Origin of the sequence: Paenibacillus sp. 276b, from assembly GCF_900107875.1 — a bacterium.
In the GTDB taxonomy this organism is placed as follows: domain Bacteria; phylum Bacillota; class Bacilli; order Paenibacillales; family Paenibacillaceae; genus Paenibacillus; species Paenibacillus marchantiae.
This window is the reverse complement of the sequence record NZ_FNRR01000001.1, coordinates 1,401,839-1,420,366: the sequence shown is the minus strand read 5'-3', so window position 1 is coordinate 1,420,366 and position 18,528 is coordinate 1,401,839. Positions and strand designations below refer to the sequence as shown.

General features: G+C 46.5%; 18 protein-coding genes. 6 read left to right on the top strand and 12 right to left on the bottom strand.

The genetic code is table 11. From position 1 onward, the window contains the following. Window positions 1–254: 254 nt before the first annotated feature. The 8 genes from poxB to BLV50_RS06080 all read right to left on the bottom strand — a co-directional run bounded on the left by poxB (window position 255) and on the right by BLV50_RS06080 (window position 10,002). Window positions 255–1,982: a ubiquinone-dependent pyruvate dehydrogenase gene (gene poxB, locus BLV50_RS06115; RefSeq protein WP_064638060.1), complete on the bottom strand. Its 1,728-nt coding sequence runs from the start codon at window positions 1,980–1,982 to the stop codon at window positions 255–257. 225 nt (window positions 1,983–2,207) lie between these two features. Next, the gene (locus BLV50_RS06110; RefSeq protein ID WP_090806469.1) at window positions 2,208–2,969 is read right to left on the bottom strand and encodes an SDR family NAD(P)-dependent oxidoreductase; all 762 of its coding nucleotides are present in this window, start codon (window positions 2,967–2,969) and stop codon (window positions 2,208–2,210) included. A 167-nt stretch (window positions 2,970–3,136) separates the two neighbouring features. Then, complete coding sequence (locus BLV50_RS06105; protein WP_063563875.1) at window positions 3,137–3,442, bottom strand: Dabb family protein; 306 nt, start codon at window positions 3,440–3,442, stop codon at window positions 3,137–3,139. 213 nt (window positions 3,443–3,655) lie between these two features. Continuing rightward, the gene (locus BLV50_RS06100) at window positions 3,656–3,904 is read right to left on the bottom strand and encodes a type B 50S ribosomal protein L31 (protein ID WP_063563876.1); all 249 of its coding nucleotides are present in this window, start codon (window positions 3,902–3,904) and stop codon (window positions 3,656–3,658) included. A gap of 144 nt (window positions 3,905–4,048) precedes the next feature. Next, on the bottom strand, window positions 4,049–4,297 hold the full coding sequence (locus tag BLV50_RS06095) for an HPr family phosphocarrier protein (RefSeq protein ID WP_079696156.1): 249 nt from the start codon (window positions 4,295–4,297) through the stop codon (window positions 4,049–4,051). 185 nt (window positions 4,298–4,482) lie between these two features. Then, window positions 4,483–5,550, bottom strand: coding sequence for an NAD(P)-dependent alcohol dehydrogenase (locus tag BLV50_RS06090; protein WP_090806467.1), 1,068 nt, complete (start codon window positions 5,548–5,550; stop codon window positions 4,483–4,485). Between the two features lie 79 nt (window positions 5,551–5,629). Beyond that, window positions 5,630–7,780: an alpha-glucuronidase family glycosyl hydrolase gene (locus BLV50_RS06085; RefSeq protein ID WP_090806465.1), complete on the bottom strand. Its 2,151-nt coding sequence runs from the start codon at window positions 7,778–7,780 to the stop codon at window positions 5,630–5,632. Continuing rightward, entirely contained in the window at window positions 7,777–10,002 is a 2,226-nt protein-coding gene (locus BLV50_RS06080; protein WP_090806464.1) for a glycoside hydrolase family 52 protein, read from the bottom strand. Before BLV50_RS06080 ends, BLV50_RS06085 begins: the two co-directional genes overlap by 4 nt. Before the next feature lie 176 nt (window positions 10,003–10,178). Between BLV50_RS06080 and BLV50_RS06075 the strand changes: the two genes are divergently transcribed. Then, window positions 10,179–11,090: a helix-turn-helix domain-containing protein gene (locus BLV50_RS06075; RefSeq protein WP_090806462.1), complete on the top strand. Its 912-nt coding sequence runs from the start codon at window positions 10,179–10,181 to the stop codon at window positions 11,088–11,090. Window positions 11,091–11,155: 65 nt separating this feature from the next. Here the strand turns inward: BLV50_RS06075 and BLV50_RS06070 are convergent, their stop codons facing one another. Both BLV50_RS06070 and BLV50_RS06065 read right to left on the bottom strand, forming a co-directional pair. Next, the gene (locus BLV50_RS06070; RefSeq protein ID WP_090807504.1) at window positions 11,156–12,547 is read right to left on the bottom strand and encodes an aldehyde dehydrogenase; all 1,392 of its coding nucleotides are present in this window, start codon (window positions 12,545–12,547) and stop codon (window positions 11,156–11,158) included. A gap of 97 nt (window positions 12,548–12,644) precedes the next feature. Beyond that, on the bottom strand, window positions 12,645–12,947 hold the full coding sequence (locus BLV50_RS06065; protein WP_063563882.1) for an ArsR/SmtB family transcription factor: 303 nt from the start codon (window positions 12,945–12,947) through the stop codon (window positions 12,645–12,647). Window positions 12,948–13,145: 198 nt separating this feature from the next. Between BLV50_RS06065 and BLV50_RS06060 the strand changes: the two genes are divergently transcribed. From BLV50_RS06060 to BLV50_RS06040, 5 genes are all read left to right on the top strand, one after another. Beyond that, window positions 13,146–13,877: a GntR family transcriptional regulator gene (locus tag BLV50_RS06060; protein WP_090806460.1), complete on the top strand. Its 732-nt coding sequence runs from the start codon at window positions 13,146–13,148 to the stop codon at window positions 13,875–13,877. A gap of 47 nt (window positions 13,878–13,924) precedes the next feature. After that, window positions 13,925–14,992 carry a mannonate dehydratase gene (gene uxuA, locus BLV50_RS06055; RefSeq protein WP_072732943.1) on the top strand — a complete coding sequence of 356 codons (1,068 nt, stop codon included), beginning with the start codon at window positions 13,925–13,927 and terminating at the stop codon, window positions 14,990–14,992. Next, window positions 14,989–15,852: an SDR family oxidoreductase gene (locus tag BLV50_RS06050; RefSeq protein WP_090806458.1), complete on the top strand. Its 864-nt coding sequence runs from the start codon at window positions 14,989–14,991 to the stop codon at window positions 15,850–15,852. The genes uxuA and BLV50_RS06050 overlap by 4 nt, the downstream gene beginning before the upstream one ends. Before the next feature lie 235 nt (window positions 15,853–16,087). Beyond that, the gene (locus BLV50_RS06045; protein WP_063563978.1) at window positions 16,088–16,813 is read left to right on the top strand and encodes a DUF421 domain-containing protein; all 726 of its coding nucleotides are present in this window, start codon (window positions 16,088–16,090) and stop codon (window positions 16,811–16,813) included. Window positions 16,814–16,836: 23 nt separating this feature from the next. After that, window positions 16,837–17,208: a DUF4363 family protein gene (locus BLV50_RS06040; protein WP_063563885.1), complete on the top strand. Its 372-nt coding sequence runs from the start codon at window positions 16,837–16,839 to the stop codon at window positions 17,206–17,208. 60 nt (window positions 17,209–17,268) lie between these two features. Here BLV50_RS06040 and BLV50_RS06035 read toward each other — a convergent pair whose 3' ends face one another. Beyond that, window positions 17,269–17,976, bottom strand: coding sequence for a M50 family metallopeptidase (locus BLV50_RS06035; protein ID WP_064638081.1), 708 nt, complete (start codon window positions 17,974–17,976; stop codon window positions 17,269–17,271). A 47-nt stretch (window positions 17,977–18,023) separates the two neighbouring features. Beyond that, a complete protein-coding gene (locus BLV50_RS06030) occupies window positions 18,024–18,500 on the bottom strand; it encodes a hypothetical protein (protein WP_090806456.1) in 477 nt (158 codons plus the stop codon). Window positions 18,501–18,528: the final 28 nt, after the last annotated feature.

The window sequence follows — 18,528 nt, the reverse complement described above, 5'->3', positions numbered from 1 at the left end:
TGTAGGGTGAAAAGCCTTGAATCCTGCCTGACTTTACCTATTTTAAAGGAGTTTCAATTTAAAAACAAACCATATAATATGAATACATACTATAATATTCATCACATTCCACACATCTCAAGAAGGAGAACTCCTTAATAAAAGCGTGTAACATTCCCCTTCTTTTTGGTGAGATGTACAGTTTAATTTCATGTATTTATCTTGTCAGATCGACACTTGAACACAGTGCGATAATGCTAAGGAAAACCTAATACTTATCTTAGCAAATTGGTTTTGGCCAGCTCGATCAGCTCATCGCCACGCCCATTCAGCACCGCCTTCATCATCCATAAGGTGAAGCCTTCGGCCTGTTTTATATTAATCTTCGGAGGCAGGGATAGCTCCTGACGGTTCACCACAACATCAATCAGAACAGGGCCATCATGCTGCAATGCACGCTCTACAGCCTCTTCCAGATCAGCCGGATCTTCAACCCGTATCCCCTCGAGACCCATCGCTTGAGCTACCATGGCAAAGTTGGGATTTACGAGCTCGGTACCGGATTCAAGCAATCCGGCAGCTTTCATCTCCAGTTCAACAAAACTGAGTGCACCGTTGTTAAACACGACAACTTTAATCGGGAGATTATGCTGTTTAAGCGTCAGAAGGTCACCCATCAGCATGGCAATGCCGCCATCACCGGACAAAGAAATCACTTGTCTTCCCGGATCAGACACCTGTGCTCCAATTGCCTGTGGAAGAGCATTCGCCATAGTGCCATGACTGAATGAACCTAACAATCGACGATTACGGCTCATTTCAATATAGCGAGCCGCCCATACCGTAGGTGTACCTACATCGCAGGTGAAGATCGCATTTTCCGCTGCAGCATCGCTGATAACCTTGGTTAGATACTGTGGATGAATTGGCGTTTTTCCAGGTTTACCTACGGCAAGCTCATCCAATTCTTTACGCACTTTCTCGTAACGTTCCACACTTTTATGCAAATGTTTGTCGCTATGCTCTTCCGTCAGATAAGGTAATAATGTTTCAATGGTGGCCTTTATGTCTCCGCACACTCCATAATCGAGCTTTGTACGGCGACCAAGGTGTGAAGACTGAATATCCACTTGGAGTACAACCGCATCTTCCGGGAAGAATTGACGGTACGGAAAATCGGTTCCCAGCATCAGTAGCACATCACAGTCCATCATGGCATGATAACCAGACGAATATCCGATTAATCCTGTGAGGCCCACCGAATACGGGTTATCGTATTCCAGGTATTCCTTGCCTCGCAAAGCAATAACCATAGGGGATTTCAAGCGATCACAGAGCTGCATCAGAGGTTCACGTGCACCGGCGCAGCCTGCACCACACAGCAACGTAATTTTTTTGCCTTGATTCAGGAATTCCGCCAGTTTCCGCAGTTCAGGTTCGGAAGGGTGTACAACAGGCTGTGTCGCATGATATACATGCTCCGGCACAGGCAGGTCAGCCGCTTCTAAAGCTGCTACATCCCCCGGCAGTATAATGACGGAAACGCCTGAACGCGCTACTGCGGTCTGCATTGCCATCGTAAAGGAACGTGGCATCTGCTTGGCTGTTGTGATGACTTCGCAATAATGACTGCATTCCTGAAACAAATACTCTGGATGAGTCGCCTGAAAATACTCACTCCCAATCTCATCACTCGGAATATGAGCAGCGATGGCAAGTACCGGTACACGGTTCCGATGACAGTCGTACAGACCGTTAATCAAGTGCATGTTTCCCGGTCCGCTACTGCCTGCACATACGGCGATACTTCCGCTCACTTGGGCATCTGCCCCTGCCGCAAAAGCAGCAACTTCCTCATGGCGGACATGAATCCATTCAATTTTACCCGAACGACGGATGGAATCGAGTACCGCATTCAAGGAGTCTCCAACGATACCATAGATGCGTTTGACGCCTGCGTTCAATAGTGCTTCGACCAGAACGTCTGCAATTGTTTTTTTCATGACAAGTCGGTCTCCTTTATTCGCTTATTTTGAGTTATGTTTCCACCGCGTTAAACTACCTATTCTTTTACCCCAATCTTTTGAAATTAGAAACAAAATCATATGTATTTATGGATATATACAAAAATCCGCTTGTCATGGACTGACAAACGGATCATGGGTTGTTATGGTTCAAAAAGCGGTTCATTGCATGTTTAGTAATTCATTCACATCCATAAATCAATATTAAATGGCAGGCATCACGTTGCCTCCACTGACTGGGATATAAGCTCCTGTAATAAAAGAGGACAGGTCGGATGCCAGAAATGCTACGGCATTGGCAATTTCCTGATCTTCTCCCCTACGTTTCAACGGAACAGTTTGAATATAACCCTCATCATGCCCCGACTCGTTGTTGCGATCGCGCTCACTGATCGTCCATCCAGGTGCAACCTGGTTGACCGTAATCTGATATTCGCCTACCTCTTTCGCCAACACACGGTACAAACCGTCCATGCCGCGTTTTCCTGCTGTATATGCAGATTGAGTAGCAAAATTTTGCATCGCACATTCCGTATTGATACCAATGAATCGACCAGCTCTGGCTTCTTTCATATATGGGATGAATGCTTTGGCAAGATACACACTCTGCATCACACATGATTCGAACTGGCTTATATAATCATCCGGTGATTGTTCCAGCACCGTTGTCCAGGCATATTGGATGACTGCATTGGCAACAACGATATCGACATCGCCGAGGCTGGACTGAATTTCATCCCGCAACCGAAATGCCGTATCCTGCTTCGTGATATCGCCCTGAACAATGACCGTTTTCCGACCGATGGCTTCAATCTCAACCTGAAGTTCTCTAGCCTTCGTATCATTATTTATGTAATGCAGCGCGAGATCAGCACCACAGTCTGCCAACGTACGAGCGATGACCCTTCCCAATTGACCGGTTGCGCCTGTCACCAGTGCCGTTTTACCTGTAAGATCCAATTTCATAAGGACAGTCCCCTCCTTTGAGCCACATGTGTAATCACGAAATTTAGTGATGAAAAAAGAAGGATTTAATAATGATTTAACCCTCATTAATTTTCATTAATCAAACTGGAAAACGCTTTCGAAATTCATGCTATTTTCGGTTTGGTTCAATGAGACTCATCATTTTATTAATTTCCGTGCTGAATGAGATCGATTTCCTGGAAGCGGCTAACTTCTTTTTCCCACCGTTCTTCCACATATTTGCGGTGAACCGGGTGATCATTATATGCATCATATGCAGCCTGATTGGCGAATACCATCGAAAAACTGTAATCAAACTCGTTCTTTTCGCTCACCTGACGCAGGACCTGGAATTGCTCTACACCGGGAATATTCGCCAGTGCATCCGCACTTTCTTTCAAAAATGCCTCTGCTTCTGGTGTATCTTTACCTGCGTAAAGTGTAAACGTTACCATATGATTGATGTTGCTCATCTCTATTTCCTCCTCCAATATGTCTGACTCTGTTTCCTAGTGTACATCCGAAACTATTGTAAGCGCAATAATTGGTTGAATTAATTTTAGAGGAATTGAATATATATGGGTATTAAAATTACTTTACTCTAAATTACATGAGTTTACCTATCGGCATGTATACAAAAAAACCTCAGGACTAATCCTGAGGTTTTTTTGTAATGGTTGGACAACCTATTTGATGTTGTATTTACGGTTAAATTTATCAACACGACCACCGATGTCCACGTTTCTTTGTTTACCAGTGAAGAATGGGTGGGATGCGGAGCTAGTGTCCACACGGATTACTGGGTAAGAGTTACCATCTTCCCATTCCATTGTTTCGTTCGAGAATTTAGTCGAAGAACTCAGGAATTTGTAATCAGCACTTGCATCGAAGAAAATTACTGTTTGTGTCTTTGGATGGATATCAGCTTTTGGCATAATCTATTTACACTCCTTTAATATGGGTACTTCTTAGAATAGAACTAAATTTTATTATACTCTTTTTTTGGACGAAGTACCAGTCGGAATTGAAGAAACGATAAATATTTTACAATTCACTGTGATTTGCACAGGTTTGAGAGTTCAAGTTAAGCCCTTCTCCAGCACATTTAGCATATATTCCAAAGCTTCAAGTTCATCTCTTCCCCGTGTCTGCAATCTCACCACACTGCCATGTCGAATGGGGAGAAGCGCCATTCCGAGCAGGCTTTTGACATCTACACGATGCTCATGATTCGCATCCATAAATGACAATGAAATATCCGAGGCAAAACGCGACGCTTGCGAAGATACAGACATCAGATCATCTCGGTGGAAATCAGAGTGAATCATAAATTCATGTGTTCTCACAACCTTCAGTTCCTTTCGCTAGATGCTGATTAACCCATTTGGTGTGTATCATTTTATATATTAAAATCTTCAAGCATTATACCACGTTATGGAAGCTTGTTTAATCCTTTTATGGCGAAAAATACAAAAAAAGAAGCCCTAAATATCAGGGCTCCTTTGAACTAGATTCATTTGCCGTTCGGATACACCATTACTTTCAGACTGCCACTTTTGTTGTGCAATGCCCGTTCCATGGCCTGCTGCGTCTCCTCAAGCGAATAACGGTCAGTAATCAGGGACATTACATCATGCTGGCCTGAACTCAGAAATTCAATTCCCGCCGGATACGTATTGGCGTAACGGAAGATTCCGTATATATCCACCTCGTTGTCCGCGATAAAAGGAACATTCAAGGCAATTTCGTCCTGTGCAGGCAGTCCTACAATAGCAAGCTTGCCTCCTCGCCGGAGCGAATATAATGCCGACTGAAGCGCCTTCGGATTCCCCGCAGTTTCCCAAGCCGTATCTACTCCGACGCCGTTCGTTAAATCACGGATCACCGCCTGTGCATCCTCGTTTCGTACATTAATGGTATGGGTTGCGCCCATACGACGAGCAGCCTCTAACCGCACTTCCTCCAGATCGGTGACGATGATGCGTTCTACGCCAAACGATTTGGCAGCTGCAACGGCCATCAATCCAACAGGCCCCATGCCCATAATGGCAAGTGTAGTGCCCGGAGCCAGTTTACTGCGTCTTGCAGCATGAATGCCAACCGAGAAAGGTTCATTCATGGCTGCTTCTTCAAAAGACAGATGATCCGGGATCGGGAAAACCATATCCTCCCGAATGGTCATGTACTGTACAAATGCCCCATCCACCGGAGGCGTCGCCAGAAATTGCACATCGGGACACAGATTATAACGACCTTCTTTGCATGCCGTGCATCGTCCGCAGGTTACCCCAGGCTCAATAGCTACCCGATCTCCTTCTTTCAGCCGTGATACTTTTGAGCCTACAGCCGCTACGATACCTGCACATTCATGTCCAAGTATAATCGGTTTCTCAACTACAAATCGGCCAATTCTACCATGTTCAAAATAATGCACATCCGATCCGCAGACGCCAACGGCCATCACCTGAATGAGCACTTCGTCTTCAGCCGGCTGTGGTACAGCCTGTTCTTCAATGATGATGTGCCCCGGCTCTGTCATGACAGCAGCCTTCATAGTTTCGGGTAATTGATGATATCCCATATGTTCCCTCCTTCTCGTGTATGCCAACGTTGTTCTTTCCTCTGAAGAAGATTCGACTGTTCTAGTTTTCGTATCCAGATTAATATATCGTTCTTCCTTGTTCATCGGCAATACCACTTTTGCGATAGAAGTACGTATTGATCATGTCTCGCCATTCCTTGGCGTGCTCCGCCTGCCCTGCCTGTAACGCAGACACCTTATCAAATACAGTCGAATCAATCTTGCCTTCCAACTGTCTCCAGGTCTGTGCTAAGGCTTCCGCCTGCTCTGCTCCTTCAAAATGTGTATCATAAATGTGCTGAATGACCGTTTTGCCAGAATGCAGAACATGCGTATACGGGACATGGTGGAAAAATAATAACAGCTCGTCCGGACAGGAGTCTACGGATTCATATCTTTCGGCATTTTCGCGGTGGTATTGCGATGTATATCCGGTTCCACTTCTCACAGTCCGGTCCACACCAATGCCATCACAATCGGCAAAATGATACGTACCCCACTTGGAATATTCATAGCCATCCACATTAGGCCCGTAATGGTGCTCCGGATTAACCATCCAGCCTACACCGAGTGGTGCTGTATAACTTTCATAGATATGGAGTGAATTCAAAAGCATGCCAGAGATTAGACGAACGACCTCTTCGTCATGTCCGAATGTAAGTCTGACCCACTCCTCCGCGATCTCTTTCGATGACAGTTCCGGATTCCAGGCAAGTCTTCCATATCCATATAGATTCGCCTGAGCGAGCGGATGTCCTGTCCAGCAAGCATCTGCACCGATATTGGATACTGCAGCAAAGCCGCTGTAGGGTCTATTGTACAGAGAACCGTCAGCAATGCGTTTGATTTCAGAACCCGGTCCCTTGGCAAACGTATCAAAATCCAATACTTCTTTCCACTGTGGAATCAGATAACAGAGATGCCTCTGCTGGCCCGTATACTCCTGCGTAATCTGGAATTCCAATACCTGATTTGTGTTCTCCATTGCACCGAACAGCGGAGATACGGCCTCGCGAACTTGAAAGTCCATCGGCCCATTCTTGATCTGCAAAATGACGTTATCCGCAAATCGGCCATCCAGTGGTTTGAAGTGGTCATATGCTGCCCGTGCGCGATCCGTTGAGCGGTCACGCCAGTCTTGTTTGCAGTTATAGACGAAGCAGCGCCATATTACTAGTCCACCAAACGGGCGCAGTGCCTCGGCCAGCATGTTCGCTCCATCAGCATGATCACGGTTATATGTGAAGGGTCCAGGCCGATTTTCCGAATCCGCTTTGATCAGATAGCCGCCAAAATCCGGGATTGCCGCATACACCTTGGCTGTCTGAATGTTCCACCATTCACGGACCTGTTCATCCAGCGGATCTGCCGTAAGCAATCCACCAATCTCTATTGGACTAGCATAGTTGGCGCTAAGGAACAATCGGATGCCGTACGCTCTGAATTGGGCAGCAACCTTCGCAACATCACCCAGGAAACGTTCCGTCAGGAACAGGCTCTCACGCTGATGCACGTTTACGTTGTTGATTGAAATAGCGTTAATGCCTGTAGAAGCAAGCAATCTGGCATAATCTCGAATACGTGCAAGATCACGAGTGAATTCTCCATTGTCATAGAAAATGGATTTTCCAGCATAACCACGCTCGATGCTGCCGTCTACATTATCCCACTGATTAATCATGCGTAATGCATTAACGGGCTGCTCAGAGATATAGCTTAATCTTCCCATAGCAGGATGCACATCGTTTGAATTTTCTTGCTCCAGAACAAGCTCCTTTAACAGATGAAAAGTACCGTATAGAACACCTTGAGGGGTTTCAGAACCAATAAACAGCCTACCCTGCTCTTTATCTTCGCGGATAATATAACCTTCTCCCTGCACAGTAGAGCGTTCCGTGTCGCTGAAGGCCTGAGCCACGGCTTCTGAACCTGTCCATGTGCCAAGCCAGATCCCTTGTGCCTCCTGGTGGGCTGAATCCGACTTGCTCACTTGACTGACAGTTTCCTGATTAACTTTCGGTTTGATGCCAAACAGCTTATCCAGTCCCTGAGTCAGCTCGGCTGATGCTGTTGATATGATTTCCTGATCTTCCGCCACAGTCACGGTATGGCTCCAGACGGGGGCTGTCTTTTTGGCGGCCCCTTTCACTGCGGATTGACTTTGAAGATATCCAAGCCACGCATCATATTGCGGGCCGGAGATAATGGATTGAACGGTTGTATTACTCATTGTACAGCCTCCTTGCTGGCATAGATCTGTTCCAGACGATTACCTTTGCCTTCGAGCAGCCATAGAATCGATGTTACACCGCGCGGGTAATACTTGCTTCCGACCGCCACACCGGCCAGGATCTGGTCACTCCAACACCAGTAGGATTCCTCTGGATGCAACAGCCAGTTTACATGAGCAGCGTCAGAAGCCTTCCCTATTTCATCCCATTCCACGCCCAGCAGTTCTCGTGCGATGAACTGGGACAGATATATTTTGCTGAGCCATGAGTTATTGCTCGTAGAGGACAGCTTCCAGCCTCCATCTTCAAACAGGCATGTACCAGGGACAAGAACCGTTTTAAAGTGGGTTCGAAGCGCTTGAAGGTAAGGGCCGAAACGGCCATTTACATCCAGCGCGCCTTCACAGCCGGTGAAGTATGGGAACACTAAGCCTTCAATGGCCGGAATGATACGGGAATCATTATTTTCGGCGATAACTGCCGGAATGTAGCCACCATCGGTTAACTGGGCTTCGATACTGGCTGCACAGCGATCCGCCTGACGTCCTGCGTGATGAGACAGTTCAGCCAGCTTCTCTGCAGCGAACAGCTTCTCCAGTGCAACATAGACGGCCCAGCATTTGCCTGCCAGATAGATGTTGTTGCGGGATTGTCCAAGTGACACATCCAGGCTGTCGTATGTGGTAATCTCAGCTCCACCTTTGGTACGACTGCTATCCAGTCCCATTAGGCCATTGCGTTGTTGTTCATCTGGATGATCCCGGTTTAACATGCTTTCGAAGCAATCCCGAATGACGGGCAGCATCTCCTTAACAAATTCCCGATCCTGCGTCTGTTCAATATATACAGTTGCACAGCAGAGCCAGTTGACCAGTTCCTCGTGACTCATTTGCGAGAAGCAGTCATCAATGCCCACGAGCTCATACGCCGAGTGCCCTGGACGTGAGAATACATTGGCTACGCCGATATCATGCGTGAAAGTAATGCCGCCCGGATATTCTTTCTCTTCGCCCGGGAACCGCACTTGATCTGTATAACTGTAGCGTTTCACAAACCACTCTAACTCGTTACGTACAGTCCAAGGATTCAAGGCAAGTTCAAAATACAACTGGTCTGCGGTCAGATCGAGTGTATTCATCATCCGGTATTCACCTTCATTTACGATCCAGAACGGCTCTCCATCCGCATCCAGCAGTTGTGTACTTGCATAATAGCTGTGAATGGAATGGGCAAGCATAAATGACTGATCTTCACTCAAAGCAGCTACTCCGAGACGTTGCTCAATTTCCTTACAGGAAGCAGTCAGCTCGTTGAAACGGTTAAGCGCATATTTCCCGGCTTCCTGGATATCTGCAAAATAACGTGTATACCAATAGGTCGTGTCCATACCCGAAGTAACGATCCCGCCGCGATAAAAACAGACGGCAAATTGGTACGTACGCTTCTCTCCGGCGGGAACGTCCATCAACAACGCAGCTGTTTCACCTAGACCGAAGGCCAGATTCTCACGATGTTTCTCCTGCAATATCTTCTCCAATGTAAATCCTCGAGCAGGCCATAGACCCTCATCCGCAGATAAAATGGCAGTTAGGCGACCTTGTCCAACCCCGGTTAATGCCCCACCCTCAGGTCCTCCGATGATACGCATGGCTGAGTAAGGATCATTTCCCTGGTAGCCAAAATATGCTTTACGCGACTGGCGTCCTTGCGTGTTATCAATTGTTATCTCCACCAGCACCGCAGGCACAAGCGCATCCATTATTGCTTCATGATCGCCACTCAGCGGTTCGGGTACAGGACGCACAGGTGAGTAAATACGGAAAGTCAGATCACCCGCCGTCCACGTATCTATTCCCGAAGTAAACTCGCGCGTAATCTCTTCATCGCGGAACGCTGAAATTAGCGGGCGTGTTCCCTGTGCAGCCGCTGGTGTGCTCAATCCATTTTCTGTCGAGGCCGAAGACACCTGATCTGAATCCGAATTGTCCACTTTCTCTACATCATATCGAACGCTTGCATCTTCAACGGCTTCGAAAAATGGTAAAGCTTCGTAGTTCTCACTGTCGCGAGATTGTAAACCGATATATATATTCTGATCTGCTGGCTTGCCAAGCTCCAGGCCTAGTCCGCCTTTGGCTCCTTTGTATCCAAGCGTAAAGCTGGCAAAAGCCCCGATCGGTGAGTGATGGGCATTATAAAAGATGGACTTGGATGTGCTCATGAACGATGACCCCTCTCAAAATGGTTTGCATACGTTTTCATTAGCCCCATCCTACCATGGGCATTCCACCGTAGACCATGGTCAAATCAATCGGATATTTACCCAAATCAAGCTAATAGACTATAATATAAATAAAGCGGTTACATCTGTTTCTATTTTTATTAAGGGGGTCTTCCATGTCTTCCACCTATTTGCCTCCCGCTCTGGGAGAGAGTATGCATGAGGTGTTTTACCCAGATGTACAAACAACGGTGAATTTGTTCGCTATACATTTGCGAAGTGTCGGCGCGGATTGGGATTATCCAGCTCACGAACATCCACAATATGAGCTGAATTATGTAACAGAAGGCGAACAATATATGACCGTGAACGGCAAACTGTATATTCAAAAGGCTGGCGAATTGCTCCTGATTCCTCCAGGAAGCACTCATTCCAGCCTGAGCCATAACGGCAAGGGGTTTACGTATTTTTGCATGCATTTTGATATTGATGATCAGTTATTTCTCTCTTTGCTTGCACGAATCAAGCAGGTTTTGTTCGATGCAGACAGTCCGGTTACCCACCAGATCGAGCCTGTACTTCGCAAATTAATGTCTTCTGCGGATAACCGGGCGGCGAGTACGATGGTGCAGCGCATGCAGCTGCAATCGGCGGTATTTGAGTTGTTCGGCCATTTATGGGAGGCTGTCTCTCAGGAAGCAGCTCAAATGTTTACGGACGGATATGAACAGATCGAACTTGCCCATCAAATTCGTAATAGGCTGCAAGGACTGGTAAGTCAGCAGTTCAAGCAGGGACGTGAGTCCGACAGCCATTATGGCATTGATGATATTGCAGCAGAGCTGGGCATCAGTTCCTCACATTGTAACCGTGTATTTCGGCAGGTATATGGTCAGTCTCCGCGTGTATATTTATCTGAAATGGTTCTGCATGAAGCCAAAGTTCTGCTGGGCAACCCTAAGTTGTCGGTTCAGAACATCGCTGCCATGCTAGGTTACAAGGATATTGCCCATTTCAGTCGTCAATTCAAGCGCTGGTCAGGGATTTCACCCACACGCTACAGACAGGAACAGCCTGTTCCGGAATGAGCTTCATCCATTGAAGATCATTCCAGTATGGCCTCTACGTTGTATATGATTAAACGCCGGTTCTTTTATTTCAAAAGACGTTTAATCGTCTTCAGCTTGTTATCGTATGGCGGATATAAAATCGACAAGTTCAATCTGGTGCTCTTTTTGAGCACACTTTTCATATGAGAGAAGGTCTCCAGGCTATAACGCCCGTGATATGAACCAAGACCGGAATGTCCTACCCCTCCAAAAGGCAGACGTGGGTTGGCTACATGGGTAATCGTATCGTTAATGCATCCTCCCCCAAAAGAAACCTCGCGCATCACTTTATCTTGTAGTTGTGTATCTGATGTAAAGAGATATAGCGCCAGCGGTTTCGGCCGCTTCTCAATTCCTGCAATCGCCTCATCAATATGGGAATAACTGATAATCGGCAGAATCGGACCAAAAATTTCGTCTTCCATCGTTGCCGCTTCCCACGATTCAGCATCAATAAATGTCGGTTCAATAAAGCGGTCTTCCTCATCGGATTGACCACCATAGATGACGAGGGCTTGATCGCGTTCAATAAGGGTAGTGAGACGTTTGAAATGCGCCTTGTTGACGATTCGCCCATAATCTCGATTATGCTGAATATCTGTGCCAAAGAACATTTCCACTGCTGCTTTCATTTCGGAGATCAACGAATCTTTCACCTGTTCATGCACAAGCAGATAATCCGGAGCGATGCAGGTCTGACCCGTATTGAGCAGCTTTCCCCATATAATACGCTGTGCAGCCACTTTGATATCTGCATGCTTATCCACGATGACTGGACTTTTACCGCCAAGCTCCAGCGTCACTGGAACGAGATTTTTGGCAGCGGCCTCCATGACAATTTTGCCAACGGGTACACTTCCTGTAAAAAAGATATAGTCAAAAGGCGAATTAATAAGCGCCGTGGTGGTGTCTTTGGCTCCTTCGACCACGTGAACGTATGCTGGTTCGAATACCGAGCTAATCATCTCGCGAATAACAGCTGAGACGGCTGGTGTGTTCTCTGATGCTTTGAGGACTGCCGTATTGCCTGCTGCCAACGCACCAACCAGGGGTTCAATTAACAGCTGGAATGGATAGTTAAAAGGTCCAATAATCAATACCGCACCATAAGGCTCAGGAATGATATAACTTTTCGACCCGATCAGCGTGAATTGGGTTTTGACTTTGACCGGCTTGACCCATTTCTTCACTTGCCGAATGGTGTGCGTGATACTATCCAGCATGAATCCAATCTCTGTAGTATACGATTCGAACTCACTCTTGCCCAAATCCTGATAGAGCGCCTCAGTAAGACGGGACTCATACTTCTGAATCGCCTGTTTCAACCGGGTTAAATGTGTAATGCGAGACTCGGCCGAACGAGTAGCCCCTGAGCGAAAAAAATGCCGTTGCTGCAGTAAAATTTCTTCGACTTCATGTGCGCTTAATTCCTGCATGACACTCATATAATACAACTCCTCTTCGAGTTAATGATGATTCGTTTAAACATACGAACATTTAGCCCACATGCCTAGGCATGTTAACAACTCTTGCTTATAAGCACTCTTCTTCCAACGCGCCAACCAGTTCCTTCAACAGCTCTACCGAGGACCTTAATGAAGCGGAATAATATCGTTGTGTGCCCTTCTGTTCTACGGAGATGAGCCCTTTTTCAAGCAATAACTTGAGATGATGAGATATAGCAGGCCGGGATAGGCTGAACTGCTCTGTAATTTCATTCACTGTCATGCTGCCCTTCTCACTAAGAGCAAGTAATATCGCCTGACGATGATTGTCGCTAAGTACCTGGAATAAGGGGATGCAGGTTTGAAAAATAGATATCGCTTTTTGTCCCATGGTTTCACCTCTATTATATGTCTACAGATATCACAATTGTCATGTCTGTTGGTTTAAACATTTGAACCTAATGACTATAGTTTACTCCAGCATCCCGCTAACAGCAAGCCTTGTGCGATAAATTTTAGACTAACTTATATAAAGCGCTTCCATACTACCATACAAGTATGGTAGTATGTTCTTGAAGGAGTTGAGATTATGGAATATCCCCCTAGGTCTTCATCCAAAGCCGAATTATTATCATCCTTAATTAACCCGTCTTCTCTGAACAAACAGGCATTCTCTTCTCGTGAGGCGGTCTATACGACGTTGAAGCAGTTGATTCTGAGTTTGAAGCTGCCTCCCGGTACCGCCATCTCGGAGAAAGAGATCTCGCTTGAGTTCAATGTAAGTCGGACCCCTGTTCGAGAAAGCTTTGTCCGATTAGCGCAGGAAGGTCTGCTGGAAGTCTATCCGCAGCGAGGTACCTATGTTTCTCTGATTCAGGTTGATCTCGTGGAGGAAGCACGTTTCATGCGTGAGCAGCTTGAGCGTGCCGTCATACGGCTCGCGTGTGTCCAATTTCCAGATGAACACATGAAAATATTGGAGCAGAACCTTGCGCAGCAGCAGGAATGCATACTTGAACCGGATGATGAACGAATGTTCGGATTGGATGAGGAATTCCATAGTACTCTCTTTGCAGGCTGTAACAAAAAAAACACCTGGTCCGTGATCCAGCATATGAACGTGCATCTGAACCGGAGCCGAATGCTCCGTCTGTCTTCGGATCATCATTGGGATCATTTGCTCGAACAGCATCGATCCATGGTTCAGGCGATACAACAGCACGATGCCCAAACGGCAGAGCACATGATGCAGGAACATCTGCATTTGACCGTTACGGATCTGGCTGTCCTGCGGGATACATACCCTTCCTATTTTCAATGATGATGGATCTACCTGTTCTTTAAACTAATCTTGATGAGGTGAATGTGATGAGAATGGTTTTTCGCTGGTTTGGAGAAGGCAATGATACCGTGACACTTAACCACATCCGGCAGATTCCCGGAGTCGAAGGCATTGTATGGGCGCTGCATGATGTTCCGGCAGGTGAGGAATGGCCCATGGACAAAATTCTGGCAGTCAAAGCTGCTGCAGATCAGGCCGGGTTACATCTGGATGTCGTTGAGAGTGTTAACATTCATGAAGACATCAAGCTCGGTCTGCCTACACGTGATCAATATATTGAGAATTACAAAAAAACGATGGAAAAACTCGCCCAGGTAGGCGTTAAAGTGATCTGTTACAACTTCATGCCGATCTTTGATTGGCTGCGTACCGATTTGCATAAGGAGATGGAAGATGGCTCTACCGCCCTCTTCTACGAGAATAGCAAAATTGCCGATATTGAACCGCTGGAATTGGTTCGACGCATTACCGAAAATTCCGCATTGACGATGCCCGGCTGGGAACCGGAACGATTGCAGTATTTAACAGGTCTGTTCGAAGCCTATAAGGATGTAACAGAGGAAGATATGTGGGAACACGCTCTTTATTTCCTGCAGGAGATCATTCCTACTGCTGAACGGTTAGGTATTCGAATGGCCATTCATCCGGATGATCCGCCTTGGCCGATCTTTGGTCTGCCGAAAATTATTACGAGTCAAGACAATGTTCGCAAATATCTGAACTTGTATGATAGCCCTTACAATAGTGTAACGTTGTGCAGTGGCTCTCTTGGAGCTAATCCAAACAATGATATTATCGGTATGATCCACGAGTTCAAGGACCGTATTCCTTTTGCTCATATCCGTAATGTAAAAATCTATGATAATGGAGACTTTATCGAGACATCCCACCGCAGTCAGGATGGAAATGTCGATATTGCCGGTGTTGTGGAAGCCTACCACGATATTGGATTTGAAGGTTATGCACGACCGGACCATGGACGTCATCTCTGGGGAGAACAATGCAGACCGGGATATGGACTCTATGATCGGGCTCTGGGAATTATGTATCTGTGGGGCGTCTGGGACTCTCTGCAAAGGAGGTCAAAAGCATGAGTGAATTTACCAAAGAAAGATCAACTCGTCTGGAAGGCAGAACAGCTGTAATTACTGGCGGGGCAGGTGTTCTATGTCGTTCTATGGCTGAAGAGCTCGCGCGACATGGCGCAAGTGTAGCCATTCTGAACCGTACCGTATCCAAAGGGAAAGAAGTTGTTGCGGCAATCGAGTCTGCGGGTGGAAAAGCGATCGCTGTAGCTTGTGATGTGACCCAGGCCGATAGTGTAATAGCGGTAGCAGCTGTTGTTCAGGAGAAGCTAGGACCTTGCGATATCCTTATTAACGGAGCGGGTGGCAACCATGCCAGTGCCAATACCACGAATGAAATTTTCAGACAGGAAGATTTGGAGAAGGCGGATATCACTACTTTTTTTGATGTAAGTGTCGAGGGATTCCGTCAGGTGATGGATCTGAACTTTGTTGGGTCCCTCATCCCTACCCAAATCTTCGCAAGACAAATGATAGAACGTGATGTTCCAGCTACCGTCATTAATATTTCGTCCATGAGTGCCCCTTCGCCCATGACCAAAGTTCCTGCGTACAGTGCAGCCAAAGCGGCGATTAACAATTTCACGCAATGGCTTGCGGTACATCTGGCCGAATCGGGAATCCGAGTAAACGCCATTGCACCAGGATTCTTCCTGACTGAACAAAACCGTAATCTGCTGCTTAAGCCGGATGGCTCGCCGACCGAACGTTCAAGTAAAATCATTGCGCACACGCCAATGCGCCGCTTCGGCAAACCGGAAGATCTTCTAGGCACGCTGATGTGGCTGGCAGATGAACGTCAGTCCGGTTTTGTTACAGGTACGGTTATTCCTGTAGATGGAGGGTTTATGGCTTACTCGGGTGTATGACCTCTATTCTATTTACTATTCCATGGATTTACCGAATTAAAGATATGTAACGAATGATTAACCGAAGCCTGGAGCACTTAGCCGGGTTTCGGTTTTTTGCGTTCAAGAATAAGATTATCCAGCCTAGGAAAAGCTTGTTATAGCCCACAAATATGCTGGGTGGAATTAAAGAATGGCTTCAAGCATTCCCATTTTCAATCTGTAAGATGAAGCGAAGGAAGGTGATACATACATGATGGAAGAAACATGGGTTGTTGCTGTGCGATCGATTATCGCCTTTCTGACCCTGATCATCTATACCCGGGTGCTGGGCAAACAACAAATGGGCAACTTGACGTATTTTGATTACATTAACGGTATTACGATCGGTTCCATCGCAGGTACATTTGCGACCGATCTATCTTCCAAGGCGTGGATTCATTTTGTGGCCTTGACCATTTTCACCATTATCACGATTATTTTTCAGTATATTACGCTGAAAAATCGTACCATCTCCAAACTGATGGACTCTGACCCCACACTGATCATCCAGAATGGTAAAATTCTCGAACAAAACCTGAGTAAAATGCGTGTGAAATTTGACGAATTGACCATGATGCTGCGGCAAAAGGATGTATTTGACATCACTACGCTGGATTATGCCATTCTTGAACCGGACGGCAGTCTCTCTGTTGTGTTGAAACCAGAGAATCAACCGGTAACCGCGAAGGACATGCATATGCATCCTGCCAAGAGCAAGCTGATGACCGAGATTATCATTGATGGCGTGCTGATTAAGCAAAATCTGGAGGAACGAAACAAAGATACGAACTGGCTCAGCGAGCAGCTTAAAAAGCAAAAAGTGACGATACAGGATATTGCTTTTGCCGCCATATTGCCTAACGATAAATTGTATATTGATCTATTCAAAGATAAGATCACCGAAAAAATCGATATGGGCGATTATGAGGGGCCTTTCTAAATTTACATGAAGGAGGCGATTGAATGAAATCGCGTTTCTGGTTGCTGTATGTGCTTCCGATCTGCCTCATTCTTGTGTTCGTTGCGATAATGGCAAGCGGAGCCCTTCTCAAAAAGCCCTTTGGTGCTGATGATCGCTTGCTTGAATCTGTACAAACATTGCAGAAACAGGTTGAGGGCAAAAAATGGACTGAAGCCAAGTCCCAAATCGATTACGCGATGAAAGCCTGGGACAAGATCGTCAATCGCATACAGTTCAGTGTGGAGCGTGAGACGATTTACGATATTCTGGGTACCCTTGCAAGGATGAAGGGCGGTATTGCCGCTGAGGATGATAAGGCGATCATGGAAGAAATTTATTACTTTTATGTGTTATGGGACAATCTTGGAGATTGACACGAAGACACGCAAAAAGGCACTCTCCTTTAATAAAAAAGGAAGTGCCTTCTCTGTTTTTTAAACATTACGCCCGCGTAATCCACGGGATTTTGACGTGCGGACCGTGCTTTCTTTTCGGAAAAAGAGCGTCAGTGCTCCCTTCGCACACCACAGTGCAAACAGTGCAAATAACGTTCCCCAGAACAGTGCCGGGAGAAATGTCTGCTGAGCCAGATTGGCTGCATCCCCTGCCCGGGACGGCTGTGTCCAGGACATTAGCCCAACATACATGGCACTAACTACGGACTCTTCCAGTGTGAGGAAAGCCAGCAACAAATAATAGAATTTCGCGATTTTGGCACCAAAGATCATAATCACAACATTCAGCGCACTAAAGCCTGTAAGCCAGAGCATGCCGAATTCTCCCCTTACATAGAAGAGAAGCGACACAAGAGCTACACCCGTCATAATGCCGAGCCCCCACATGTGCCGTCCTTTCCGGTAAAGATAGAATAACAGCCAGGCAAAGAGAGACGCCGTGACATACCCCGCTAAGGAAACCAATATAGATCTGCCTGGTGTCAGCATGGATGAATATGTAACGCCACTGTGATCAGCGTATAACTCAATGCGCAATACTTTGCCGGATAACAACAGTGTTACCAGTGCATGGCCAAATTCGTGTATCATCGTATCCAGGTTACGGAACAATGAAGAAAATGGTATAAAGCGGGTCAGTAGCGCTGAACCCACCAGAAACAGTATGGTTTTGAGCCATTTATTCAATCCGGTCCTACCTCCCTTGCCTCCGAGTAAAAATACCTATCACTATACTACGTGGCTACACTTAAATCGTTTCGATCCATGAAATGCGCGGCGCAATATTGCATCCACCAGCAGAAACTCCGGTTATGACCTATGAAAAAAGACGACAGATCATATCGACCCGTTCCTGTCTCCAGTGTGGCAAGCAATCTATTGCGCATCTGCGACAGCGCATAAGTCACAAATCGATCGGCTGCCTCATTTTGTATAAGTGTAACATAGGCATAAAGGGAATGATCTATCGGCTCATCGAGCGGGCTCACACCAGCACAAGAAAACTCGGTACGTACGCCCGCTCTGTGAAGCAAAGTCAAGGCATCAACTAACTCAGCATCCACTTCGACATCGTTCCAAATCTCCGTTCTCTTTGCAGCCATGGTCTGCTTCTCGCGTTCCGTCCACTGCATTAACTCCAGCTTGCGTCTTCTCCATAGATGGGCAGGCTGCTGGCTTAACAGCATTTCCTGTTCTTCATGTAAATCCATAAGGCGTTTCCTCCCGTTCCCCGCATGA